At 68.2% G+C, this 24,062-nt stretch carries 22 protein-coding genes; 10 read left to right on the plus strand and 12 right to left on the minus strand.

The annotated features are described in order from the left end of the window. Positions 1-3: 3 nt before the first annotated feature. Positions 4-705: a phytanoyl-CoA dioxygenase family protein gene (locus B2515_RS03920; protein WP_293873929.1), complete on the minus strand. Its 702-nt coding sequence runs from the start codon at positions 703-705 to the stop codon at positions 4-6. Continuing rightward, positions 702-1,961: a M24 family metallopeptidase gene (locus B2515_RS03925; RefSeq protein WP_293873931.1), complete on the minus strand. Its 1,260-nt coding sequence runs from the start codon at positions 1,959-1,961 to the stop codon at positions 702-704. Before B2515_RS03925 ends, B2515_RS03920 begins: the two co-directional genes overlap by 4 nt. A gap of 71 nt (positions 1,962-2,032) precedes the next feature. On the opposite strand from B2515_RS03925, the gene B2515_RS03930 reads away from it, so the two are divergent. Further along, positions 2,033-3,349, plus strand: coding sequence for a dicarboxylate/amino acid:cation symporter (locus tag B2515_RS03930; protein WP_293873934.1), 1,317 nt, complete (start codon positions 2,033-2,035; stop codon positions 3,347-3,349). Between the two features lie 15 nt (positions 3,350-3,364). On the opposite strand, the gene B2515_RS03935 is transcribed toward B2515_RS03930, so the two are convergent. From B2515_RS03935 to B2515_RS03960, 6 genes are all read right to left on the minus strand, one after another. Beyond that, positions 3,365-3,997, minus strand: coding sequence for a glutathione S-transferase family protein (locus B2515_RS03935; protein ID WP_293873937.1), 633 nt, complete (start codon positions 3,995-3,997; stop codon positions 3,365-3,367). A 14-nt stretch (positions 3,998-4,011) separates the two neighbouring features. Then, complete coding sequence (locus B2515_RS03940) at positions 4,012-4,836, minus strand: class I SAM-dependent methyltransferase (protein WP_293873939.1); 825 nt, start codon at positions 4,834-4,836, stop codon at positions 4,012-4,014. A gap of 556 nt (positions 4,837-5,392) precedes the next feature. Further along, a complete protein-coding gene (gene recA, locus B2515_RS03945; protein WP_293873941.1) occupies positions 5,393-6,466 on the minus strand; it encodes a recombinase RecA in 1,074 nt (357 codons plus the stop codon). A 127-nt stretch (positions 6,467-6,593) separates the two neighbouring features. Next, positions 6,594-7,424, minus strand: a complete 831-nt coding sequence (locus tag B2515_RS03950) for a 4-(cytidine 5'-diphospho)-2-C-methyl-D-erythritol kinase (protein WP_293873942.1) — start codon at positions 7,422-7,424, stop codon at positions 6,594-6,596. Next, positions 7,421-9,031, minus strand: coding sequence for a tetratricopeptide repeat protein (locus B2515_RS03955; RefSeq protein ID WP_293873944.1), 1,611 nt, complete (start codon positions 9,029-9,031; stop codon positions 7,421-7,423). The genes B2515_RS03950 and B2515_RS03955 overlap by 4 nt, the downstream gene beginning before the upstream one ends. Then, on the minus strand, positions 9,003-10,658 hold the full coding sequence (locus B2515_RS03960; RefSeq protein WP_293873946.1) for an electron transfer flavoprotein-ubiquinone oxidoreductase: 1,656 nt from the start codon (positions 10,656-10,658) through the stop codon (positions 9,003-9,005). The genes B2515_RS03955 and B2515_RS03960 overlap by 29 nt, the downstream gene beginning before the upstream one ends. A gap of 164 nt (positions 10,659-10,822) precedes the next feature. Between B2515_RS03960 and B2515_RS03965 the strand changes: the two genes are divergently transcribed. Continuing rightward, complete coding sequence (locus B2515_RS03965) at positions 10,823-11,530, plus strand: uracil-DNA glycosylase (protein WP_349676229.1); 708 nt, start codon at positions 10,823-10,825, stop codon at positions 11,528-11,530. A gap of 35 nt (positions 11,531-11,565) precedes the next feature. Then, positions 11,566-13,356 carry a lytic transglycosylase domain-containing protein gene (locus tag B2515_RS03970; RefSeq protein ID WP_414711357.1) on the plus strand — a complete coding sequence of 597 codons (1,791 nt, stop codon included), beginning with the start codon at positions 11,566-11,568 and terminating at the stop codon, positions 13,354-13,356. Positions 13,357-13,384: 28 nt separating this feature from the next. On the opposite strand, the gene B2515_RS03975 is transcribed toward B2515_RS03970, so the two are convergent. Then, positions 13,385-13,717: a hypothetical protein gene (locus B2515_RS03975; RefSeq protein WP_293873950.1), complete on the minus strand. Its 333-nt coding sequence runs from the start codon at positions 13,715-13,717 to the stop codon at positions 13,385-13,387. Between the two features lie 165 nt (positions 13,718-13,882). Between B2515_RS03975 and B2515_RS03980 the strand changes: the two genes are divergently transcribed. The 3 genes from B2515_RS03980 (at position 13,883) to B2515_RS03990 (ending at position 17,729) form a co-directional block, all read left to right on the plus strand. Further along, complete coding sequence (locus tag B2515_RS03980) at positions 13,883-15,475, plus strand: long-chain fatty acid--CoA ligase (RefSeq protein WP_293873951.1); 1,593 nt, start codon at positions 13,883-13,885, stop codon at positions 15,473-15,475. Between the two features lie 110 nt (positions 15,476-15,585). Continuing rightward, positions 15,586-17,382, plus strand: a complete 1,797-nt coding sequence (locus B2515_RS03985; protein WP_293873952.1) for a cation:proton antiporter — start codon at positions 15,586-15,588, stop codon at positions 17,380-17,382. Between the two features lie 5 nt (positions 17,383-17,387). Next, positions 17,388-17,729, plus strand: a complete 342-nt coding sequence (locus B2515_RS03990) for a hypothetical protein (RefSeq protein WP_293873954.1) — start codon at positions 17,388-17,390, stop codon at positions 17,727-17,729. On the opposite strand, the gene B2515_RS03995 is transcribed toward B2515_RS03990, so the two are convergent. After that, on the minus strand, positions 17,720-18,154 hold the full coding sequence (locus B2515_RS03995; RefSeq protein WP_293873956.1) for a DUF488 family protein: 435 nt from the start codon (positions 18,152-18,154) through the stop codon (positions 17,720-17,722). The genes B2515_RS03990 and B2515_RS03995 overlap by 10 nt on opposite strands. Before the next feature lie 169 nt (positions 18,155-18,323). Between B2515_RS03995 and trmFO the strand changes: the two genes are divergently transcribed. After that, positions 18,324-19,754 (plus strand): methylenetetrahydrofolate--tRNA-(uracil(54)-C(5))-methyltransferase (FADH(2)-oxidizing) TrmFO, encoded by a 1,431-nt coding sequence (trmFO, locus tag B2515_RS04000; protein WP_293873958.1) that lies wholly within the window; start codon positions 18,324-18,326, stop codon positions 19,752-19,754. Here the strand turns inward: trmFO and B2515_RS04005 are convergent. Both B2515_RS04005 and B2515_RS04010 read right to left on the minus strand, forming a co-directional pair. After that, positions 19,690-20,154 (minus strand): EF-hand domain-containing protein, encoded by a 465-nt coding sequence (locus B2515_RS04005; protein ID WP_293873959.1) that lies wholly within the window; start codon positions 20,152-20,154, stop codon positions 19,690-19,692. The genes trmFO and B2515_RS04005 overlap by 65 nt on opposite strands. A 56-nt stretch (positions 20,155-20,210) precedes the next feature. After that, positions 20,211-20,852 carry a squalene/phytoene synthase family protein gene (locus tag B2515_RS04010; RefSeq protein ID WP_293873960.1) on the minus strand — a complete coding sequence of 214 codons (642 nt, stop codon included), beginning with the start codon at positions 20,850-20,852 and terminating at the stop codon, positions 20,211-20,213. Between the two features lie 185 nt (positions 20,853-21,037). On the opposite strand from B2515_RS04010, the gene B2515_RS04015 reads away from it, so the two are divergent. From B2515_RS04015 to B2515_RS04025, 3 genes are read left to right on the plus strand one after another with little or no spacing between them, the layout of a single operon-like run. Then, entirely contained in the window at positions 21,038-22,753 is a 1,716-nt protein-coding gene (locus B2515_RS04015) for a pilus assembly protein (RefSeq protein WP_293873962.1), read from the plus strand. Then, on the plus strand, positions 22,753-23,352 hold the full coding sequence (locus B2515_RS04020; protein ID WP_293873964.1) for a TadE/TadG family type IV pilus assembly protein: 600 nt from the start codon (positions 22,753-22,755) through the stop codon (positions 23,350-23,352). Before B2515_RS04015 ends, B2515_RS04020 begins: the two co-directional genes overlap by 1 nt. After that, entirely contained in the window at positions 23,349-24,038 is a 690-nt protein-coding gene (locus B2515_RS04025) for a TadE/TadG family type IV pilus assembly protein (protein WP_293873966.1), read from the plus strand. The genes B2515_RS04020 and B2515_RS04025 overlap by 4 nt, the downstream gene beginning before the upstream one ends. The last annotated feature ends 24 nt before the right edge of the window (positions 24,039-24,062 follow it).

Here is a 24,062-nt window from a genome sequence, read left to right on the forward strand (position 1 = left end):
GACTTAGGCGAGAGACGGCTCGCCCTCAAGCGCCGTTCGTTGCGCATCCGCCGCCCAGCGCAGGCCGCCCGGCAGATCGCAACCGGCGATGTCCATCTGCAGGACGCGGCGTCGCGATCCGGTCGCCGCGCGCGCCGAACCGTGAAGGATCGGCGTCGCATAGAACCAGACGCAGCCCGCGTCCGCCAGACAGGCCGCCTGTCCGCAACGCTCGACGACGCCGTCGATCGCATCCTCCGCAACATAGCCGAGCCGGTGGGAGCCCGGTGCGACGCACAATGGCGCATTGTCCGTGCCGACGGGATCGAGATGGATGCGGACGGTCACCATCGTGGCGAGAAGCGCGATCGGCGGCGCGGCGTGCAGGCGCCCCTGTTTGACCGTCCATGGACCATAGCCGGGCACGTCGATCCGCTCGGCGACCTCGATCGTCCGATCCTGATGCCAGCCGAGCGCCCAGTTCGCGCCATCGCGCTTGTCGAACAGCAACGCGCGGACCGGCCTCGCCCGCGGCCCGAGCAGATCGCGCAACGCCGGGCGGATCGCCCGAAAGGCGGCGAGATCATCGCAGATCGCCGGATCGATCCGCAGTCCAGGCCGGTCGATCGTCAATCGTGCGAACAGCCGTTCGATCCCGGCGAGCCCGGCCGCGTCGATCCGCCCCGGCCAGAGCCCGAAGCCCGCATCGGCGAGCGCTGCCCTCATGCCAGCGGCGCGTCGATCGACGACGGCGGCGTACTGAACCATCGGGGCCCTTCGGCGGTCATGTGGAAGCAGTCCTCCAGCCGGACGCCGAAGCGGCCGGGCAGGTAGATGCCGGGTTCGTTCGAGAAACACATACCGGGCGCGAGCCGCGTCGTCTCGCCGCGGACGAGATTGACGGGCTCGTGCCCGTCCATGCCGATGCCGTGACCGGTACGGTGCGACAGGCCGGGCAGCTTGTAGTCGGGGCCGTAGCCGAGCCCGGTGTAATAGGCCCGCACCGCATCGTCGACGCTGCCCGCAGTGGCGCCGAGCTTTGCCGCGGACAGCGCGACCTGCTGGCCGCGGGCGGCATCGGCCCAGACCTTGCGCTGGTCGGCGGTGGCGCGGCCCTTGGGCACCCAGGTGCGCGACACGTCGGACTGATAGCCCTGCACGGTGCAGCCGCAATCCATCAGCAGGATCTGGTCGGGCGCGATCCGATGCACCTCGCGGCTGCCATGCGGCAGCGCGGCGGCGGGGCCGATCAGCGCGAGGGCAAATTCGGGATCGCCGCCCAGCCTGCGCGTCGCCGCGGTCATCAGCGCGCCGATCTCCGCGCCGGTCATGCCCGTCTCGATCCGGGGCGCGAGCCAGCGATAGGCGGCGATGGTCACGTCGGTCGCGGTCTGCATCAGTGCCAGCTCGGCCGGGGTCTTCACCATGCGGCAACCGCGCACGACCGGATTGGCGCTCACCTGACGCACGGCGGGCGCGAAGCGGGCGAGGTCGGCGGGGATGAAGGTACGCGTCGTCTCCTCGATTCCGATCGGCAGGCGGTCGAGGCGGCGCTCCTTCAGCCAGGCGGCGACGATCGCCAGTGCGTTACCGTCCTCCTGCCAGACCCGCACCTCGGCAGGGACGGCGAGCGTCTGGCGGACGGAGGGCTCCTCGAAGAAGGGCGTGACGATCAGCGGCTGCCCCTCGCGGGGCAGGATCGCCAGCGTCGGACGTTCGCTGCGGCCCCAGCGGACACCGGTGAAATAGACCATCGACGAACCCGGTTCGATCAGCACCGCCCCCATGCCGTTCGCGCGCATCAGCGCCTGCGCCCGCGACAGCCGGCGGGCCCGCTCGTCCGGGCCGATCGGCACCGCGCCGGTGGTGATGTCGCGCAGGTCGGACAGGTCCGGTTCGGCGGCACGCAGCACACCGGTAGACAGCAGCGGTATCGCGGCTAAACCGGCGAGCAACGTGCGGCGGGAGGGGGAGACGACCATCGCAGATCGATAGGGCGCTTGACCCTGGACCCGCAATCCCCTTCCCTGCCGGCAAATTCGGGAGTGCGTGCATGGCCAAGCGGCTGACTGTGTTTATCGTGATCGGCCTGCTGCTCGGCATCGTCGCGGGATTGGCGATCAACGGCTGGCTCGACGACGGCACCCCCGTCGCCGCCGAGCGGCTGAAGGCGATCGCCGGCTATTTCTCGATCGGCACGACGATCTTCCTGCGCCTCATCAAGATGATTATCGCGCCGCTCGTGTTCGCCACGCTGGTCAGCGGCATCGCGCAGATGGGCGACACCGCGGCGCTGGGACGGGTCGGTGCCAAGGCGATCGGCTGGTTCGTCTGCGCCAGCCTGCTGTCGCTCGGCCTCGGGCTGATCCTGGTCAACGCGATCCAGCCGGGGGTCGGCATCAATCTGCCGCTGCCGCCGGTCGGAGCGGATGCGGGCGTGTCGACCGACGCGTTCAGCCTCGCCAAGTTCATCACCCATATCGTGCCGGCATCGATGATCGAGGCGATGGCGACCAACGAGATCCTGCAGATCGTCGTCTTCTCGATCTTCGTCGGCGTCGCGATCACCGCGGTCGGCGACGTCGCCAGGCCGCTGGTCCGCGCGGTCGAGGCGCTGGTCGCGATCATGTTGCAGATCACCGACTATGTCATGCGCTTCGCGCCGATCGCCGTGTTCTGCGCGGTCACCGCAACGCTCGCCGAGCGCGGCGCCGGGGTGATCGGACAGCTCGCCTTCTTCATGGGCAGCTTCTACCTCGCCCTGGTCGTGCTGTGGGCGATCCTGCTCGGGATCGGCTTCCTGTTCATCGGGCCGCGCATCCGCGACCTCGTGCGTTACATCCGCGAACCGTTGCTGGTCGCGTTCACCACTGCCTCCTCGGAGGCCGCCTATCCGCGCATGCTGGAGGCGCTCGACCGGTTCGGTGTGCCGCCCAAGATCGCCAGCTTCGTGCTGCCGCTGGGCTATTCGTTCAATCTCGACGGCTCGATGATGTACGTGACCTTTGCGTCAATCTTCATCGCCCAAGCCTACGGCATCGACATGCCACTAGGGACGCAGATCGCGATGCTGCTGTTCCTGATGATCTCGTCCAAGGGGATCGCCGCGGTGCCGCGTGCCAGCCTTGTCGTGATCGCCGCGGTGCTGCCGGTGTTCGACATTCCTGAGGCTGGGCTTCTGCTCATCCTCGCGATCGACCATTTCCTCGACATGGGCCGCACCGCAACCAACGTCATCGGTAACGCGGTAGCAAGCGCCGTAGTGGCGAAATGGGAGGGCGGATTCGATCCCCGCGAACCCGCCGAGATCGATCCACCGCGGGCGCCATCGCACGTGCCCGAACCGCCCGCGCCGACCAGCTTCCGCTGATCGGCAGCGGGGACATCACGCGTAGGCGTAGGGGCCGCCCTTGGCGAGGGCGGCCTGATAGGCCGGGCGGGCGTGGACCTTCTCCAGCCAAGCGATCGTCGCCGGGCGCGAGGCGTCGAGCCCGGCCCGGCTGCGCGCCGCCTCGATCGGGAAGCTCATCATGACATCCGCGGCCGTCATCTCGTTGCCCGCGAACCAGGGACGCTGCGCCAGTTCCGATTCGACGTAATCGAGGTGAACGTCGATCATCGGCTGGATGCGCTTGATCGCCGGCTTGCCCATCAGCGGAATGCGGCTCAGCACCAGCTTGAGGAACAGCGGCGGCATCATCGATCCTTCCGCATAATGGAGCCAGAACCGATACCGCAGCGCCGAATCGCGATGCGCGGGCGGGCCGAGGCGGCCGTCCGCCTTTTCGACCAGATATTCGACGATCGCCCCGGTTTCGGCGACGACATGACAGGTGCCGTCATCGTCCTCGATCACCGGCGACTTGCCGAGCGGATGCACGCGCTTCAGTTCGGGCGGCGCGAGCATCGTCGTCCGGTCGCGCTCGTAGCGCTCGATCCGATAGTCGAGGCCGAGTTCCTCGAGCATCCAGAGCACCCGTTGCGACCGGCTGTTTTCGAGATGGTGGACGACGATCATGCTCTCTCCCTTTGTCAGGCGGTGGCCCGCCATATCCATGCCGACGCCGCAAAGGCGACGGTGCTGCCGGTACGATAACGTTCCAGCACGGCTTTGAGCCGCGCGTCCAGCGCGACGGGATCGGCGGCCTGTTGCAGCATGGAGGCGAGCGGGCCGATACGGCGGAAGAAGGCGGCGGCGTCTGCGACCGGATCGTCGCCCGCGCCGGCCAGATAGCGGAAATCGACGCGGGCGTAGCTATCGATCGTCCAGCCGGCATGTTTTAGGATGGCGGCGGTAACCGACGGGTCGGCGAAGCCGAACGGGCCGGGCGCATAGTCGGTCGGGACCGGCGGGCGGATGCCGGTTACCTGTTCGACGAGATCGGAGGCCCAGACATTGTCGCTGCGGTCGCGGAAGCAGGAGAAGATCAATCCCGCACCCGGCCGGCTTGCCGCGCGCAGGCCGGCGAAGGCGACGACCGGGTCCCCGAAGAACATGACGCCGTGGCGCGACACCAGCAGGTCAAGCGGCGCCAGCATCCGGGCGACGTCGGTCGCGTCGCCGAGGCGGAAGGCGAGGTTGGCCTGTCCGGCCCGGCGGCGATCCGCAACCAAGACCAATTCGGGCGACAGGTCGACGCCCAAGACCTGAGCATCCGCGCGGGCGCGGGCCAACGCTAGGCTGGTCGATCCCGCACCGCAGCCGACATCGAGGCTGCAAAACGGGCCAGCGGGCGCGGCTGCGAGGATCGCCGCGTCGAGATGCGGCGTCAGGCCGGCGAACGAGCGATCGGTACGCTCCCATTCGATCGCCCAGGTCTGGCCGACGCGGCCTGTCCAGTCGAAGGCGGAGGTCATGGCATGGGCTCCCTCAGGCGTGACGCGGGGATTGATGGTGGCAACTCGCCGGCCCTATGGGGTCGTTGCCGCCATTCTCTCAAGGTCAGGACCTGTCCGTAACATATAAGCCCGTTGCGCTCGGCAGCTCGAAAAACGCTTGGCCTTCTTCGGTCTCGAAACGAATCATCCCCCTTCGGCCTCCATGCCATCTTGGTAAACAAAAGAGAGAGTTCACGCGGAGACGCGGAGGCGTCGCGCCAGTCGAGGCAGGAATCTTCTCATCACAGCAGCAAGGTGTCGGAATCAAGCTGCCGCATGCGGAACACCTCCGCGTCCTCCGCGCCTCCGCGCGAACCCAAGCTCTTTTTTTTATACGCGTCAGTGCGCGTAAATGCCGATGGGCCCTGACACCCTCCGTACGGGCGACAGGAAGGATCCCGGACCATGTCCAGCATGACGGCCGGCACGACATGGTGGTTCATCACCACCCGGACGACGCCGCCGCCGGGCCCCTCGAAAAAGGCCCGCCGTTGACGGCGAGCCCCCTTTCGTACCCGGACAGGGTACGATCGCATCAGATGTCGTCTTCGGCGTCCGGGCCGGTCATCATCTCTTCGGCGACCTTTTCGGTGCGCTGGCGGATCGCCTTTTCGAGGCGGTCGGCCATGTCCGGATGCTCGCGCAGATAGGTCTTCGAATTCTCGCGGCCCTGGCCGATGCGGACACTGTCATAGCTGAACCACGCACCCGACTTCTCGACGAGGCCGGCCTTGACGCCGAGGTCGAGGATTTCGCCGATCTTGGAGATGCCCTCCCCGTACATGATGTCGAATTCGACCTGCTTGAACGGCGGGGCAACCTTGTTCTTGACGACCTTCACGCGGGTCGCGTTGCCGGTCACCTCTTCCTTGTCCTTGATCGCACCGGTACGGCGGATGTCGAGACGGACCGAAGCATAGAATTTGAGCGCATTGCCGCCCGTCGTCGTCTCCGGATTGCCGTACATCACGCCGATCTTCATGCGCAGCTGGTTGATGAAGATCACCATGCAGCGCGAGCGGCTGATCGATCCGGTCAGCTTGCGCAGGCTCTGCGACATGAGGCGCGCCTGAAGACCGACGTGGCTGTCGCCCATCTCGCCCTCGATTTCCGCGCGCGGCACGAGCGCAGCGACCGAATCGACCACGAGCACGTCGATCGCGTTGGAGCGGACGAGCGTGTCGACGATCTCGAGCGCCTGTTCGCCCGTATCGGGCTGCGAGACGATCAGTTCGTCGATATTGACGCCCAGCTTCTTGGCATAGACCGGGTCGAGCGCATGTTCCGCATCGACGAAGGCGGCGGTGCCGCCACCCTTCTGCGCCTCGGCGATGACGTGCAGCGCGAGCGTGGTCTTGCCCGAGGATTCGGGGCCATAGACCTCGATCACGCGGCCACGCGGCAGGCCGCCGACGCCGAGGGCGATATCGAGCCCCAGGGATCCGGTGGAGATCGTCTCGACCTCCATCGACTGTTTCGCGCCGAGCTTCATCGCCGAGCCCTTGCCGAAGGCACGGTCGATCTGGGCTAGAGCGGCGTCGAGCGCCTTCTGGCGGTCGGTGGATGCGGTTGCCATGCCGGTATCGATCACTTTCAGATTGGCGGCCATCGGGAGCTTCCCTCGCTAGAGCAAGCGCGCCATCGGGGCAACGCGTCTGTTCGCTATGTACGATGTTTGTTCTTATGGAACAAGAGGGGAACTTTTGCCGACGATCGAACAGGTTGGAACCGCCGTGCTAGGTCAGCGTGGTGGCGAGCGTCCACCATTGCGGCATCGCCGCAGCCGCCGAGTCGCGCGCGCCGGCATCGTCGAACAGCGCGAAGCAGGTGGCGCCGCTGCCCGACATGCGCGCGAGCCGCACGCCGTCGGCTCCCTCCAACGCTGCCAACACGTCGGCGATCACCGGCGCCAGTGCCAGCGCGGCTGGCTGGAGGTCGTTGCGGCCGGCGATGGCGCGGGCGAGCAAATCGCCTTCGCCCGCGATGCCGCCGCGATCCTTCCCGTCCCAGCGGGCGAAGACCGCACCGGTCGACACCGCGACGCCGGGGTTGACCAGCAGCAGAGGGGTGCCGGCAAGCCCCTGCACCGGGATCAATGCCTCGCCCTTGCCGGTGCCGAGCGTGGTGCGCCCCAGCAGGCAGGCGGGAACGTCGGCACCGAGGCGTTCGGCGATCACGAACAGGCGGGGGTCTGCGGGCGCGATCGCGTGCAGCCTCGCGAGCGCGCGGAGCGTGGCGGCGGCATCGGCCGACCCGCCGCCGATGCCGCTCGCGATCGGCAGATGCTTGTCGAGCGTGATGGCATGCGCCTGCCGGACGTCGAAGGTGTCGCAAAAAGCGTGTGCCGCCGTCTCGACCAGATTTCGCGCGCCGCTGGCAGGCGCCTGCAGCGCCGCGGCGAAGGGGCCGATGACATGAAAACTGTCGGCCACCGCCGGCGTCACCGTCACCGTGTCGCCGTGGGCGGTGAAGGCGAACAAGGTTTCCAACTCGTGATAGCCGTCCGGGCGGCGGTGGCGGACGTGGAGGGCGAGGTTGATCTTGGCGGGGGCGCGTTCGACGATCACTTGGCGGGCAATCCCTGGACGATCTTGGTGGACAGGCGCGCCTGGTCGGCCGCATCCGCCGTGAGCGCGGCGGCACGCCAGGCGTAGCGCGCCTCGTACCGGCGGCCGACGGTCCAGTACAGGTCGCCGAGGTGTTCGCCGATCTCCGCATTGATCGGGTCGCCCGCGGCAGCACGCTCGATCAGCGGCATCGCCCGCCCGGTATCGCCGTTGATGAAATAGGCCCAGCCCAGCGAATCGGCGATCGACGCATCGTCCGGCTTCAGCGCGCGGGCGCGTTCCAGCATCGCGATCGACTCCCGCACGTCGATGCCGCGTTCCGCCTGCGCATAGCCGAGATAGTTGAGCGCCAGCGGCTCGCGCGGCGCGATCGCCACCGCCTTCTGCAACGCCCCGCGCGCGCCGGGCCAGTCGCCCGCCTGTTCCAGCGCACCGCCATATTGCAGCCAGGCTGTCCATTCCGCCGGATCGGCATCGAGGACCCGCCGATACCAGCCGGCGGCGTCGGCATGGCGGTTCGCGGCGGTCAGCCGGTCGGCATAGGTCTGCCAGTCGGCCGCGGTCGCGCCGTCGCGCGCTGCGGCGCTGCAGGCGAGCGCCAGCGCCTCGTCGTCGCTGCCGGCGTTGGCGAGGATCGTAATCCGCGCCGCCGCCGCGGTCGTCGCAAAGGGGCTGGCGGCGGGCATCGCGTCCAGCGTCGCCAGTGCCAGCGCGGTGGCGCCATCCTTGGCGAGGGCCGAGGCGAGCAGCAGCCGCGCTCGGTCGTTGGCGGGATTGGCGATCAACGCGGTCCGGGACAGAGCGATCGACAGCGCCGGCGCATCCTGTTCGGCGAGATCGCTGGCGATCCGGCCGAGCAGCCGCGACACGCCGAAGCCAAGCGTCGGCTTCGCCGGCGTCCCCTGCCGCAGCGCCGCGAAGACGGGATCGCCGCCCGCGAGCAGCGTGCGCGCCCGATCGGCATGGCCGTTGCCGAACAGCAATTGCGCCGCGGACAGGCGCAGGTCGATCGGCGATCCGGTTTCGCGCAGCGCCTGCACCGCCGCCAGCCCGCCGTCGACGTCGCCCCGCGCAATCTGGAGCAATGCGGCGGTTTCGGCGGCGAGGCGCTGGGTAACGGGGTTCTTGCCCGCCCCCGCGGCGGCCAGCGCGGGTGCCGGGTTCTGCCCGCGATCATAAGCGATCCAGGCGCGCAGCGACGGGCCGAGCACCCCGAGCGGAGTCGCGGCGAGAGCGGCGACCGCCTGTTCCGCCGCAACGGCATCGTTGCGCGATGCGGCGATGGCGAGCGGCAGCAACGGCAGGTCTGCGGGCGCATCGGCGGTGCCGCGCAGCACCGCGGCGGCGCGTGTCGCGAGCGCGATGTCGTTCGTCGCCAGCGCCTCGCGATAGGCGCGCGCGGCGATGGCGGTGCTGGTCGGCGCGCCGGCCAGCGCGCGGGCATAGCCGGCGGCGGCGATCACGCTCCGGCCGTCCGCATCGGCGGCGCGCGCCTTCAGATAATCGGCGATACGGGACGTATCGGCCCCCGCCGGCGCGATCGCGCCAAGGCTGAGGACCGATGCGAGGAACAGACGCTTACATGTTGGGATAGTTCGGGCCTCCACCGCCCTCGGGTACGACCCAGTTGATGTTCTGGGTTGGGTCTTTGATGTCGCAGGTCTTGCAGTGGACGCAGTTCTGCGCGTTGATGACGAATTTCGGATCGCCGGTATCCTGACCCACGATCTCGTAAACGCCGGCGGGGCAATAGCGTTGCGCAGGCTCGTCGTACATCGGCAGGTCGTATTCGACCGGCACGTCGGGGTCCTTCAGCGTCAGGTGGACCGGCTGGTCCTCCTCATGATTGGTGTTCGACAGGAACACCGAGGACAGGCGGTCGAAGGTCAGCACGCCGTCGGGCTTGGGATAGACCGGCGGCTTGACCATGTCCTTGCGCCACAGGCTCTCATGGTCGGGATGATGCTTCATCGTGAACGGCATCTTGATGCCGAAATGCTCGAGCCACATGGTGACGCCGGCGAGGCCCGAGCCGAGGAAGTCGCCGAATTTCTTGACCAGCGGCACGACGTTGCGGACGACCGACAGCTCCTTGTGCAGCCACGATGCCTCGAACGCCGCCGGATAGGCGACCAGTTCGTCATGTTCGCGCTGCGACAGGATCGCGTCCGCCGCGGCCTCCGCCGCCATCATGCCCGACTTCATCGCGCCGTGCGTGCCCTTCAGCCGCGGCACGTTGAGGAAGCCCGCCGAACAGCCGATCAGCGCGCCGCCCGGGAAGACCAGCTTCGGGATCGACTGCAGGCCGCCGTCGTTGATCGCACGCGCGCCATAGGAGACGCGCTTGCCGCCCTTGAGGATCGCCGCGATCTCGGGATGCGTCTTCCACTTCTGCATCTCCTGGAACGGAGACAGATAGGGATTGCTGTAGTTGAGCCAGGTGACGAAGCCGAGGCTGACCTGTCCGTTCGCCTGATGGTACAGCCAGCTGCCGCCATTGGCGTCGTCGCCGAGCGGCCAGCCCTGCGTATGGATGACCCGCCCGGGGCTGTGCAGTGCGGGATCGATGTCCCACAATTCCTTGATGCCGAGGCCATAGACCTGCGGCTGCGCATCCTTCGCCAGATCGAATGTGCGGATCACCTCCTTGGTCAGATGACCGCGGACGCCCTCCGCGAAGAAGGTGTATTTGGCGTGGAGTTCGAGCCCCGGCGTGTAATCGCCCTTGTGCGTGCCGTCGCGGGCGACGCCCATGTCGCCGGTGGCGACGCCCTTCACCCGGCCCTGCTCGTCGAACAGGATCTCCGCCGCGGCGAAGCCGGGGAAGATCTCGACGCCCAGTTCCTCGGCCTTGCCCGCCAGCCAGCGGCACAGGTTGCCCAGGCTGCCGGTATAGGTGCCCTTGTTGTGCATGAACGGCGGGGTGAGGAATTCGGGCAGGTTGCGTTTGGTCGTCGCGGTCAGCACCCAGTGGTGGTTCTCCGTCACCGGCACCTCGGCGAGCGGACAGCCCTGCTCGCGCCAGTCGGGCAGCAGTTCGTCGAGGCTGCGCGGGTCGATGACCGCGCCCGACAGGATATGCGCGCCGACCTCCGAGCCCTTTTCCAGCACGCAGACCGACAGATCCGCGCCCTTTTCCGCGGCGACCTGCTTGAAGCGGATCGCCGCCGACAGCCCCGCAGGGCCGGCGCCGACGATCACCACGTCATAGGGCATCGATTCACGTGTCGACATCATTCCACTCCCGCGGGACCAATTCTTGCTGTTGTCGGCGGCTTGAAAAGCGTTCAGGCGCAGGGCGACAACGTCTCGTCTCCGAACCGCGATCGGACAAGTTGACGAAAACGTCAACCTACAGAAAAAGGGAATGCGTGGGGGCCGATCAACATCTCGACTGGATGAGCAGCGCCGCGAGCGCGCTCGACTGGTGGCAGGACGCGGGCGTCGACGTGCTCGTCGAGGATGCCCCCCGCGACTGGCTGGCCGAACCGATGGCGGCACCGGTGGCGTTCACCGCTTTGCCCCCGGCCGCGCCGGTGCATGTGCCGGCGGCACTGCCCGACACGCTCGCCGATTTCATCGCCTGGCGGCTGGGCGATGCGGTGCCGGAGGTCGAATGGCGCGGGGTGTCGATCGCGGCATCGGGTCCGGCGGACGCGGACGTCATGGTGCTGGTCGATTGCCCCGACAAGGACGACGGCGCGGCGGGAATGCTGATGACCGGCCAGACCGGTGCGCTGTTCGACCGGATGCTCGCCGCGATCGGCCTGTCGCGCGAGACGATCCACCTCGCCGCGGTGTGCGCGAGGCGCCCGGTGGCGGGGCGGATGCCGCGCGAAGTCGAGGCGCGGCTGGCGGAGATTTCCCGGCACCATATCGGCCTCGTCGCGCCCAAACGGCTGCTCCTGCTTGGCAATGCGGCGAGCCGTGCCATTCTGGGGGCGGAAATGCCGGGGACGCGCGGGTCTTTACACCCGTTTAACCATAGACGTGGTGAAACCGGCGTGGTCGCCAGCTTTCATCCGCGCTTCCTGATCGAGAAGCCGGCGGCGAAGGCGGAAGCCTGGAAGGATCTGCAATTGCTGATGGGGGGAGTATCCGCGTGACCCGCAAGCTGGCGCTGACGTTTGGAACGGCCGCGATGATGATGGCGGCGCTGCCCGCGGGCGCGGACCCGTCCGCGGCCCCCGCTGCCGACGCCAGACTGGCGGCGGTCGGCACCCCCGATCGCATTCCCGACCAGCTCGATGCCGGTCAGCGCGAAGGCTATCGCGCGGTGTTTCAGGCGATCCGCGACGGCAAGTGGCAGGATGCGCAGATCGGGCTGGACGCGATGAAGCCCGGTCCGCTGCATGCGATCGCCCGCGCCGAACTCTATACCGCCAAGGGATCGCCGCGGATCGAGCTGGAACCGCTGATGGCGGTGCTCAACGAAGCGCCCGAACTGCCGCAGGCGGCGGACCTCGCCCGGCTCGCCAAAGCGCGCGGGGCGAGTGAATTGCCCCCCCTGCCCCAGGCGCAGCGGCTGATCTGGCAGGATGGCGCCCCCCGCCGGGTGCGGGCGAAGGCGACCAAGAGCGACGAGATCGCGGCCGATCTGGCGACGAAGATGCAACCCTTCGTCAAGGCGGACATGGCGCTGGACGCGCAGGCGCTGCTCGACGCCACGCAGGGGCTGACGCCGGAAGCGCAGACCGAATGGCAGGCGAAGGTCGCCTGGATGTATTTCCTGACCGGCGACGACGCCAGCGCGCGCAGCATGGCGGCGAAGGCGGCGAACGGCGCGGGCGACTGGGCGGTGCAGGGCCGCTGGACGGGTTCGCTGGCGGCGTGGCGGCAGAACGACTGCGCCGCGGCGGAGAGCGGGTTCGAGGGCGTCGCGGCCCGCGCGACCGACGTCGATCTGCGCGCGGCGGCGCTCTATTGGGCATCGCGCGCCGATATCGTCTGCGGCCGGCCCGACAAGGTGCAGGCGCGGCTGCAGTCGGCGGCGCAGTTCTCCGAGAGCTTCTACGGCCAATTGTCGCGTCAGGCGCTGCTTATCAAGGACAAGGGCAAGCCCTCGACGCAGGTCGTCGCGGCGGACTGGGCGCGGCTCGACAAGCGGCCCAACATTCGCGTCGCCGCGGCGCTGGCGGAGATCGGAGAGACCGACCTCGCCGACAGCGTCGTGCGGCAGCAGGCACGGATCGGCGATCCGTCCGAATTCGGCAGCCTGGTCCGCGTCGCCGAGGCGCTGAGCCTGCCGGCGACGACGGTGTGGCTGGCGCACAATTGCCCGCAGGGCGTTGTCGCCACCGCGGAGGCGCGCTATCCGACGCCGAACTGGACGCCGTCGAGCGGTTGGCGCGTCGACAAGGCGCTGGTCTACGCCCACACGCTGGAAGAAAGCGGCTTCCGCAACAAGGTGGTCAGCCCGGCGGGCGCCTATGGTCTGATGCAGATCATGCCCGCGGCGGCGACGGACTATTCGCGCGAGAAGGGCCTGCCGCTCGACAAATCGGCGCTGACCCGGCCGGCGACCAACATGGATATCGGCCAGCGGCATCTGGAGCGGCTGCGCGACATGGCCGGCGTGACCGGCGGGCTGCTGCCCAAGGTGATCGCCGCCTATAACGCGGGGCCGCGACCGGTCGGCGACTGGAACGCGATCGTCCACGATAACGGCGATCCCCTGCTCTATATCGAGAGCATCCCCTATTGGGAGACGCGCGGCTACGTCACGACCGTCCTGCGCAATTACTGGATGTACGAGGCGCAGGGCGGGCGGAAGGCGTCGGTCAGCCGCTCCGCGCTCGCGCAGGGGCTGTGGCCGCGCTTTCCTGGCCTGCCCGGCGCCGCCGCGGTGCGCGTCGCCGCACGCCCGAGCGCGACGGCGATCGCGGTGAACGGCAGCGTCAGCCCGCAGTCGACCACCGTTTCGACGAACTGATCGCGGCCCGGCGTCGCGGGCCCGGCAGTCAGCTTCGCCGCGTCACCGTCAGCACCCCCGCGGTGCCTTCACGCGTCGGCCGCAGCACCAGACGGAAACCACCGCCGGCCGGCCGCCGGCCGACGAGGATGCGCGCGCTCGACGTCGTCTCGTAACCCGCCCGCCGTGCCGCGACGGCATAAGCGGCACGGAACGCCGCCGGCGGCAACGGGCTCGCGATGCGGTACACGTCCGCCTGCTCGCGCCGCTTCGGCACCGTCGCGATGTCCATGCCGACCAGCAACGTGCCGTCGGGCGGCGTCACGCCACCGACCGGGGGCAGCAGCGCGCTTGCGACCAGAATCAGCCATGCAAGGATCATCACGGGCTCCCATAAGGCGCGCCGAGGCTAAGCGCGCCCCGCCGCCGGAGCAACGACGGCCGCGGCAATCATTCATCACGCGCACGGGATTGCCCTCGCTGATGCGTCCGGTATGGTTTCGCCGATGAGGAGGCGCGGTCAGCGCCCTGTTCTTAGGAGGAAGCGATGCTCGGCGGGATGCAGGATTTCGAACTTCGGGTATCGACGCTGATCGACCATGCCGCGCGCGAGCACGGGACCCGCGAGATCGTCACCCGCTGGGCCGACGGCAGCGAATCGCGCAGCGACTGGCGCGGCGTGGCGCATGACGCGCGGCGGCTGGCACAGGCGCTCGAGCGGCTCGGCTGCAGGCCCGGCGACCGGATCGCGACGCTGGCGATGAACCACGGCCACCACCTCGCCGCCTGGTATGGCGCGATCGGCATGGGCGGGGTGATCCACACGATCAACCCGCGCCTGTTCGACGACCAGCTCGTCTATATCGCCAACCATGCCGAAGACCGCGTGCTGTTCTACGACCGCGCCTTCCAGCCGATCGTCGACCGGTTGCGCGATCGCTGGACGACGATCGACCATTATGTCGTGATGGACGGCGACGGCCCCGGCACCTTTCGCGCGCTGATCGAGGCGGAGGACGGCGATTACGCCTGGGTCGAGGGCGGCGAGCGCGAACCGTGCATGCTCTGTTACACCAGCGGCACGACCGGCAACCCCAAGGGCGTGCTGTACGAGCATCGATCGACGCTGCTGCATGCGATGCTGGTCGTGTCCCCCGCCGTCCTGTCGCTGTCGTCGGCATCGGTGCTGCTGCCGGTGGTGCCGATGTTCCACGCCGCGGCCTGGGGCACGCCGTTCGCCGCACCGCTGGCAGGCGCCAAGCTGGTCTTTTCCGCGGTGAACGATGCGAAGGTGCTCTGCGACCTGATGAACCGCGAGGGCGTCACCATCTCCTCGGGCGTGCCGACGGTGTGGCTGGCCCTGTTCGCGCATATCGACGCGACCGGCGATACGCCGCGCGCGCTCCGGCTGGCGACGATCGGCGGGTCGGCGGCGCCGCGCGCGATGATCGAGCGGCTGATGGATATGGGCGTCGAGGTGAAGCACCTGTGGGGAATGACCGAAACCTCGCCGGTCGCGACCGCGGGCGCGCCGCCGCTCGGCTGGGAAGACTGGCCGAAGGATCGCAAGCTCGATTTCCTGATGAAGCAGGGCCAGATCCCGTTCGGCATCGAACTGACGGTGATCGGCGACGACGGCAGCCACCTGCCCCGCGACGGCAGCAGCGCCGGGCGGCTGCACATCCGCGGGCCGTGGATCGTGAAGCGCTATTTCGGGGCGGAGGCGGAGGCGATCGACGCGGACGGCTGGTTCGACACCGGCGACGTCGCGGTGATCCATCCGGACGGCACGATGCAGATCACCGACCGGTCGAAGGACGTCATCAAATCGGGCGGCGAATGGATCAGCTCGGTCGACCTCGAAAATGCCGCGATCGGCTGCCCCGGGGTCGCCGAGGCGGCGGCGATCGGGATCGCGCATCCCAAATGGGACGAGCGCCCGCTGCTGATCGTCGTCCGCAAACCGGACAGCCAGGTGGGCGAGCATGAGATCGTCGCGCATCTCTCCGGCATGGTGGCGAAATGGTGGCTGCCCGATGCGGTCGTGTTCGTCGACAGCCTGCCGCACACCGCCACCGGCAAGCTGCTCAAGACCGCGCTGCGCGACCAGTTCAAGGATTACCGGCTGGTCGCCGCCTGATCGCCCGGGCCGCCGCCCGACGCTCTTGCCGTCGATCGGGAAGCCTTGGTTTGCCGCCGCCTGTCGATCAAGGGCTGACTTTTGTCGCGCCCGGCCTCTAAGGTCCGTGCATGGCGATCGGACTGGATAATGCAGGCTTCAGCGATGCGCTGGTGATCCTGGGGGCGGCGGGGCTGGTGATCCCCGCCTTTGCGCGGTTCCGGGTGAGCCCGGTGATCGGCTTCATCCTGGTGGGGATGCTGGTCGGGCCGTTCGGGCTGGGGCAGCTGACCGACCGGGCGCCGTGGCTCTATTATCTCACCATCTCCAATCCGCATTCGATCGAACCCTTCGCCGAATTCGGCATCATCCTGCTGCTGTTCTCGATCGGGCTGGAACTGTCGTTCAAGCGATTGTGGTCGATGCGCGCGCAGGTGTTCGGCACCGGGCCGGCGGAGCTGATCGGGTCGGCGGTGCTGATCGCGATCGCGGTGCACCTGCTGGGGCAGGACTGGGGCGGTTCGGCCGGCCTCGGCCTCGCGCTCGCGCTGTCGTCGACTGCGCTGGTGCTGCCGCTGGTCGGCACGACGAGCCCGGTCGGGCGCAGCGCCTTTGCGATGCTGCTGTTCGAGGATCTGGCGCTGGTGCCGATCATCTTCGCGCTGGGTGCGATGGCGCCGACCGCGACCGACGAAGGCTGGGTCGGGATCGCCGGCGTCGCGCTGCGCGGCGCGGCGACGGTCGTCGTCATGTACCTCGGCGGCCGACTGGTGCTGCCGCGCCTGTTCGCGCAGGCGGCGCGGACCAAGAGCCCCGAGCTGTTCCTCGCCGCGTCGCTGCTCGTCGTCATCGTCGCCAGCGTCGCGACGACCGCAGCGGGCCTGTCGCCGATCGTCGGCGCCTTGCTCGCAGGATTGCTGATCGCGGAAACCGAATATCACACCGAGGTCGAGGTGATGACCGCGCCGTTCAAGGGGCTGGCGCTCGGCGTGTTCCTCATCACCGTCGGCATGAGCGTCAACCTCGCCGAGGTGGTGGCCAACTGGTCGTCGCTGCTGATCGCGGTGGTCGCAGTGGTCGGGGTCAAGGCGGTGGTGACCTACCTGCTGCTTCGCGTCGCGCAGACCGGGCGCGGCACCGCTGCGGAAACCGGCCTGCTGATGGGCAGCCCGTCGGAGACGACGCTGATCGTGCTCGCGACCGCGGCGCAGGCACAGCTGATCCTGCCGTCCACCGCCGCCTTCTGGCAGACGGTGACGGCGATCGGGCTGACGATCACGCCACTGCTCGCCAAGGCGGGCAAGTCGCTGTCGCGCGGGATCGAGGGCAGCATCGCCGGCGACGGCCTGCCCCCGGACAACGGCGGCGAGGGCCCCGGCACGGTACTGATCGGGTTCGGCCGCGTCGGGCGGATGGTCGCCGACATGCTCACCGTCCACGACCAGCGCTTCATCGCGGTCGAGGCGGATATCGACACCGTCGCCGAGGCGCGGCGCGGCGGCTATCCCGTGCTGTTCGGCGACATATCGCGCAACGAGCTGGTCGACCGGCTCGACCTCGCCCGGGCCCGCGCGCTGATCCTGACGATGGACGATCCGGTGCTGACGGTGCGGCTGGCGCGACGGATGCGCGCGCTCGCCCCGGACCTGCCGATCATCGCCCGCGCGCGCGATCCCCGCCATGCCGCCGAACTCTACAAGGCGGGCGTGACCGACGCGGTGCCGGAGACGCTGGAAAGCTCGCTGCAATTGTCGGAGGCGGTGCTGGTCGACCTCGGCGTGGCGATGGGGCCGGTGATCGCCTCGATCCACGCCAAACGCGACGAACTGCGCCAATCGATCCGCGCCGAGGCCGAACTCGACCGAGAGCCGCGCATCCGGCGGGTGCGGCGGCTGGGCGACGTCCCCAATCCCGGCACGATCGTCTGACCGCCATGCCGCGCGCGCCCGCGATCGTCCTGCTGCTCGTGGGCGGCGCGCTCTATTGGCAGGGGGTCTGCCACGCCGGCGGCGTCACCGAGCCTTGGGACGCCGCATCCTATTGGCGGCTGTGGTATCCGCTGTCGGTGCTGATCGCCGCATCCGGGGGCATGCTGCTCCGCCGCCGCGCGTGGCTGGCGGGGGCGATCGTCACCTTCGCGCAGCTGCCGGTCATGTGGCTGAATGCCGGCACCGCCGAATCCTGGATCGTCGGCGTCGCCTTTTGCGCCGCGCTTGCGATCCCCGCGGTCCTCGCGTCGGTGATCGCGGGCCGGTTCGTCCGGCGTCAGGCGTAAAGGTCGACCACCGTCGCGCCCTCGCCGACCGCATCGAGCAGCAGCGTCCGGTGGCAATGCTGCGGATCGCGTTCGTAGCAAAGCAGCGCACTCGGCCGCTCCCCGGCAAGGCCGAGCATGATCGCGGCCGCCGCCTGCGCCTCGGGCAAAGCGAGCTGGTCGTCGTACACCGCCTCCAGCGTCGCGACGTCGCCCTTCTTGGCGGCATCGCGGCCCCGCTTGGGCGTACCGAGCGCCTTCAGATGGACATAGTCGATGCCCGCCTCGGCCAGGCTGGCGGCGAGGCTCGACTTGGAGAAGCCGGGCCGGCGCGACAGCGGCAGCGCGCGGACGTCGATCACGCGCTCGACCCCGGCGGCGCGCAGGGCGGCGAGGAAATCCGCCATCGTCGTCGCTTCATAGCCGATCGTGTAGATGGTGGTCATACCGCCGCTATAGCGCAAAGCGCGGGCGGTGTGACGCTTCTTCGTCGCGGCACCCGCGCGCGGGCCGGTTCCGCATCGCTTGCGCATGGGGTATGTCCGGGCGCATCACGGCGCTAAGGCGGCGCGACGGGGCCTTGCTCCGCTCCCATCATCGATACGGTATGCTCTCATGACCACGCATCACATCCACATCGTCGGCGGCGGCCTCGCCGGGTCCGAAGCCGCCTGGCAGCTCGCCGAGGCGGGCTATCGCGTCCGCCTGTCGGAGATGCGCGGCAGCGGCGAGGCGACCCCGGCGCATCACACCGACGGGCTCGCCGAGCTGGTCTGTTCGAACAGCTTCCGCTCCGACGATGCGGAGAGCAACGCGGTCGGGCTGCTGCATCAGGAGATGCGCCGGCTCGGCTCGCTCATCATGACGCAGGCCGACATCCACAGGGTGCCCGCGGGATCGGCGCTCGCGGTCGATCGCGACAATTTCTCGGCCGGCGTCACCGCGGCGCTGGAGGCGCATCCCAACATCACCATCGTCCGCGAACGGATCGACGCGTTGCCCGACGGCCCCGCGATCATCGCGACCGGGCCGCTCACCGCGGCGGGCCTCGCGACGCAGATCGGCGCGGCGACCGGCAGCGACGCCCTCGCCTTCTTCGACGCGATCGCGCCGATCGTCCACCGCGACAGTATCGACATGAACACGGCCTGGTTCCAGTCGCGCTGGAACAAAGGAACATCGGGGCGTCTGCCCCCCGGGCAGACTGAAGACAGCGGGGGGCTGTCGTCACCCGATGCCGGGCACGATTACATCAACTGCCCGATGAACAAGGACGAATATCTCGCCTTCCACGCCGGGCTGATCGGCGGCGAGAAGACCGAGTTCAAGGAATGGGAGAAGGACACGCCCTATTTCGAGGGCTGCATGCCGATCGAGGTGATGGCGGAGCGCGGCGTCGACACGTTGCGCTACGGCCCGATGAAGCCGGTCGGCCTCGACGACCCGCGCACCGGCCGCTGGCCCTATGCCGTCGTGCAGCTGCGCCAGGACAATGCGCAGGGGACGCTGTGGAACATCGTCGGCTTCCAGACCAAGCTGAAACATGCCGAACAGGTTCGCCTGTTCCGCACCATCCCCGGCCTGCAGAATGCCGAATTCGCGCGATTGGGTGGCCTCCACCGCAACACGTTCATCCGTTCGCCCGAGCTGCTCGATCCGACGTTGCGGCTCAAGAACCGGCCGAACATCCGCTTTGCCGGTCAGATCACCGGCTGCGAGGGCTATATCGAAAGCGCAGCGATCGGGCTGATGGCCGGACGCTTCGCCGCGGCGGAGCTAGCCGGCGAGACGCTGGCACCGCCGCCGGTGATGACCGCGCTCGGCGCGCTGCTGCACCATATCACCGGCGCCGCGGTGGCGGAAACCTATCAGCCGATGAACGTCAATTTCGGCCTGATGCCGCCGATCGAGGGCCGCACCAAAAAGGCCGACCGCAAGCGCATGTACACCGACCGCGCCCGCGCCGCCTTCGCCGAATGGCTCAGCCCTCGTCCGTCGGAGCCGGTTGCGGCGGACATTTCGCCCGAGCCGGTGCCTTCCGCCTGACCGCGGTCGTGGCGAATTCGGCCGCGTTCATCGCGCCGGATTTGTCGCGATCCGCCGCGGAGAATTTGGCGGTCGCCTTGACAGCCCATTCGTCGAAATCGAGCCGGCCGTCGCCGTTGACGTCCAGCTTCGCGAACGCCTTGCGCCGGGCGGCGAGATATTCGTCGCGCGTGATGCTGGCGTCGCGATCCTTGTCGTAACGGTTGAAACGCCTCTCCTCACGCGTCGCGGGCGAGGCTTCGGGAACGTCGCTCTCGCCCGCGGGCGCATCCGCCGCGGCGACGGCGCGTTGCGGTGGCGCAGGCAGACGCGGACCGTGGCCGGCGTCGCCGCCGAGAAAGACGAAGCCTGCCGCCACCGCCGCCAGCAACGCGCCACCTCCCGCCAGATATCGCCACATATCGCCGCCCCTTCGATCGCGATCAGGCTAGCACCGCGCCTCCGCGGCGCAAGTGTTCAGCGACCCGTCAATCGAAAGGCGGTCAGGCGAGCATAGTTTCGGATCGGGCTTTTACCTTCCAGTTCAAGCATCTGGAGCAACGCCAGCACGCCGACCGGCCGCAAGGATTTCGGCCATGGCTCTGCAAAGGCACGGGCGAAGGCCTCATGCGCCGCGAATCGCGCCAGCTCCGCAACGGCGACTTGCGACACGTGCGTCGACAGGTCGGCGAGCGCCCAGCCCTCGCCCGCCACGGCCAGCGCCGCAGCATCCCCGCCGGTTGCCCGCCCCAGCAGCGTGAACAGGCGACCGCCCCGCCCCGCGGCATAGGTCGCGATCCCCGCCTCCTCCAACGGATCGAGCAGCATCTCCCATCCGTCGGTCAGCCCGGCGATGTCGCCGCCGGTCAGCCCGAGCGGCAGGCAGGCCCCTTCGATCTCCTGCAGCAGCGGTTCGGCCGGCGCCGGTGCGACATCGAGCCGCCCCAGCGCCTCATGCCACCACGTCAGCCGCATCTGCCCGACCAGCGGTTCGCGCGTCGTTCGGACGATGCCCGCGAGCCGCTGGTCGAGCGTCAGCAACGCGGTCAGCGCGGTGCGCAGGCGAGGATCGACAAGGCTGATCGCAAGGCGCCGGTCGGCAGGAAGGTCGTCGCTCATCCTGCCCCGCTGCCCTGCGGGCGGCGATCGCGCAAGCGGCTTGGCCAACGCCGACGGATGCATGGTGAATTTCCATTAAGCACATTTCTTGACGTGATTTGAGAGCGCTAAGCCGCATGACGACGGTGATCGGGCGCGATCGCAATCAGGCAAAGGACGTCATGGGTAGAGGTTTGGGCAGATCGATGGTGACGGTTGGGTGCGTGTTCCGCCGGCTCTCGGACGATCGACGGGGCAATGTCCTCGCGATGACGGCCGCCGCGATCTTTCCGCTGATGGCGATGATCGGCGGCGCGATCGATCTCAGCCGCCTCTACATGACCAACACGCGGCTGCAGCAGGCCTGCGACGCCGGCGCCCTCGCCGCCCGGCGCACGATGGCCGACGTCAACACGCTGTCGGAGAGCGAGCGCAAGATCGCGGTCAACTATTTCAAGTTCAACTTTCCCGACAACGCCTATTCCGCCGGAACGCCGGTGCCGACCTATACGCGCGGCGCGGTGGGGACGGTGGCCGGCGCGGTGTCGCTCGCGGTGCCGATGACGATCATGAAGATGTTCGGCTACAACACGGTCACCCTCAACGTCACCTGCCAGTCGACGCTGGTCGTTCCCAACACCGACGTGATGTTCGTGCTCGACGTGACGGGATCGATGTCGGAAGTGCCGTCCGGCGACACCCAGTCCAAACTCTCGGGCCTGAAGCAGGCCGTGAAGGATTTCTACAGCGCGCTCGGCCCGGGTACGGCGAGCGGCGCCGGCCGCATCCGCTACGGCTTCATGCCCTATTCCAGCAACGTGAACGTCGGCAAGATCGTCTACGGTCTGAACCGCAGCTACATCAGTGGCGGCAATGGTTCGGAAAATGTCCAGTATCGCTCGCGCGTGCCGAGACTGTCATCGACCATCTACAACACGTCGAGCGGCCCGCAGCGCAAGTTCGTGTCATGGAGCTATCAATCCACGACCTTCGACATATCGTCTGTCGTCCAGAATGCGAGCGCGCCGAATCCGACATATTTCAGCGGTTATGCGCCGGATACCAAGCCCAACGTCAACAAGGGCTATGACTTCGACGCCTGGAATCGTGCCTACGAAACCAGTGCCGCGACGCCTGCCACCATCAGCTGGGGTGGCTGCATCGAGGAGGCGAGCACGGTCAACACGATTACGTCGACCTCGCCCTTGACTGTTCCCTACGGCGCCAACGACCTCAACATCGACCTGATCCCGTCGAGTGCGGAGACGCGGTGGAAGCCGTATCTGCCGGCGATCCAGTTCGACGATGACGGCTATTGGCTGGGCCGTGGCGGAGGCTGGATCGACCGCGGTTTTGCGGCCTGTCCTCGCGAGGCTTCGCCGCTGACGCAATACCAGTCGGATTACAGCGCGACCACGAAGCTTTCGACGAGCTTCGAAAGTTATGTGAACTCGCTGACCGCCGTCGGCGGCACCTATCACGACATCGGGCTGGTCTGGGGCGCACGCTTCCTGTCGCAAAGCGGCATCTACTCAGCGACCAACGCCGATTCGACGGGACCGGGGGGCTTTTCCATTTCACGCCACATCGTGTTCATGACCGACGGCACGTTGGACAACAAACCCCAGGCCAACGACCCTTGGGGCATAAACAACCTCGAAGCCCGGATAGCGCCGATCAATACCGACGAAGCGGGGCTGGAGGCGATCCACAAACGCCGTACCAGCATCATCTGCAATGCAATGAAGGGGAAAGGGTTCACCGTCTGGGTCATCGCCTTCGGCATCAGCAAGATGCCGCAGGAATTGCAGGATTGCGCCAGCGATGCCGCCCACGCGTCGATCGAAGCGGATTCCGCCGCGCTCAAGACGCGCTTTCAGCAGATCGCGCAGACGATCGGCGGATTGCGGCTGTCGCAATGATGCTCCGCCTGTTCCATCGCCTGTCGCGCGAGCGGCGGGGTGCCACCCTGCCCGAATTCGCGATCGTGCTCGTCCCGTTCCTCACACTGGTGATGGGGTCGCTCGACATCGGTTATCAGGGCTATCTCCGCGCAACAGTCACCGGCGCGCTGGAGAAGGCCGCCCGCAAGGCGACCGTCGGCGACCGTACCCGCGCGCAGATCGTGACGATGATCGACAACGAGGTCCGCGCCGTCCTGCCGGTCAATTCGCGCACCGATCCCAATGCGGTGGTGGTGACGCCGCAAAGCTATTTCAATTTCTCCGCGGTCGGCGGCGGCGAGCGGATCACCGGCGATACCGCGCCGGTCGGCACCTACAATTCGACCGATTGCTACGAGGATCGCAACGGCAACGGCCGCTATGACGCGACCGGCGGCGGCGGCGACAATCTGGGGACCGCCGACGACATCGTCTATTACACGGTGTCGGTGGACGTACCGCGGCTGTTCCCGATCTGGCGGGTGATCGGCTGGAGCAACGACGTCACCGCGACCGCGAAGACGCTGATCCGCAACCAGCCTTTCGGCGCGCAGCAGGTGGTGATCCGATGCTCATGACGGCCCCTCGCGCGCTGACGCGCCTGCGCCACCTCGCCCGCGACCGGTCCGGGCTGGCGCTGATCGAATTCGCCTACGGCCTGCCGCTGCTGCTCACGGTCGGGCTGGCGGGTGCGGAAACCGCAAATCTCGCGATCGTCACGTTGCGGATCAACCAGATGGCGATGCTGGCGGCGGACAATGCCGCGCGCGTCCGCATCTCGATGGACGAAACCGACATCAACGAGGTCATGGTCGGGATGCGCTTCTCCGGCACCGGCATCAAGTTCGGCGAACTTGGTCGCGTCATCATCAGCGATATCGAGGCGAACGGCCAGAGCGGCAGCAATGCGGGCTACAAGATCACGTGGCAACGCTGCTTCGGCGCGAAGAACGTCACGTCAATCTATGGTGGGGAAGACACGGGCAAGACGGGACCGGCGCTCAAATTCGGCATCACCACCAGCGGACCGGCCGCTACGGCGCCTGCCGGCACGATTCCGGTCACCGGCGGCGCGCTGATCGTGGCGGAGGTGCGCTACACCTATACGCCGCTGGTCGCGGCGCTGTTCATGGGCAATCGCGAATTGCGCGCGGTACAGACGTTTCCGGTGCGCGACCGCGCCACCCAGACGCTGCTCAACAGCACGAACATGAGCACCGCCAGCCAGCGCAAATGCGATGCGGCGCATCTTAGCGCCACCTAAACCGGGCCGGACCGGCGGGCGACG

This window comes from Sphingomonas sp. UBA978, assembly GCF_002292295.1.
Lineage (GTDB): Bacteria > Pseudomonadota > Alphaproteobacteria > Sphingomonadales > Sphingomonadaceae > Sphingomonas.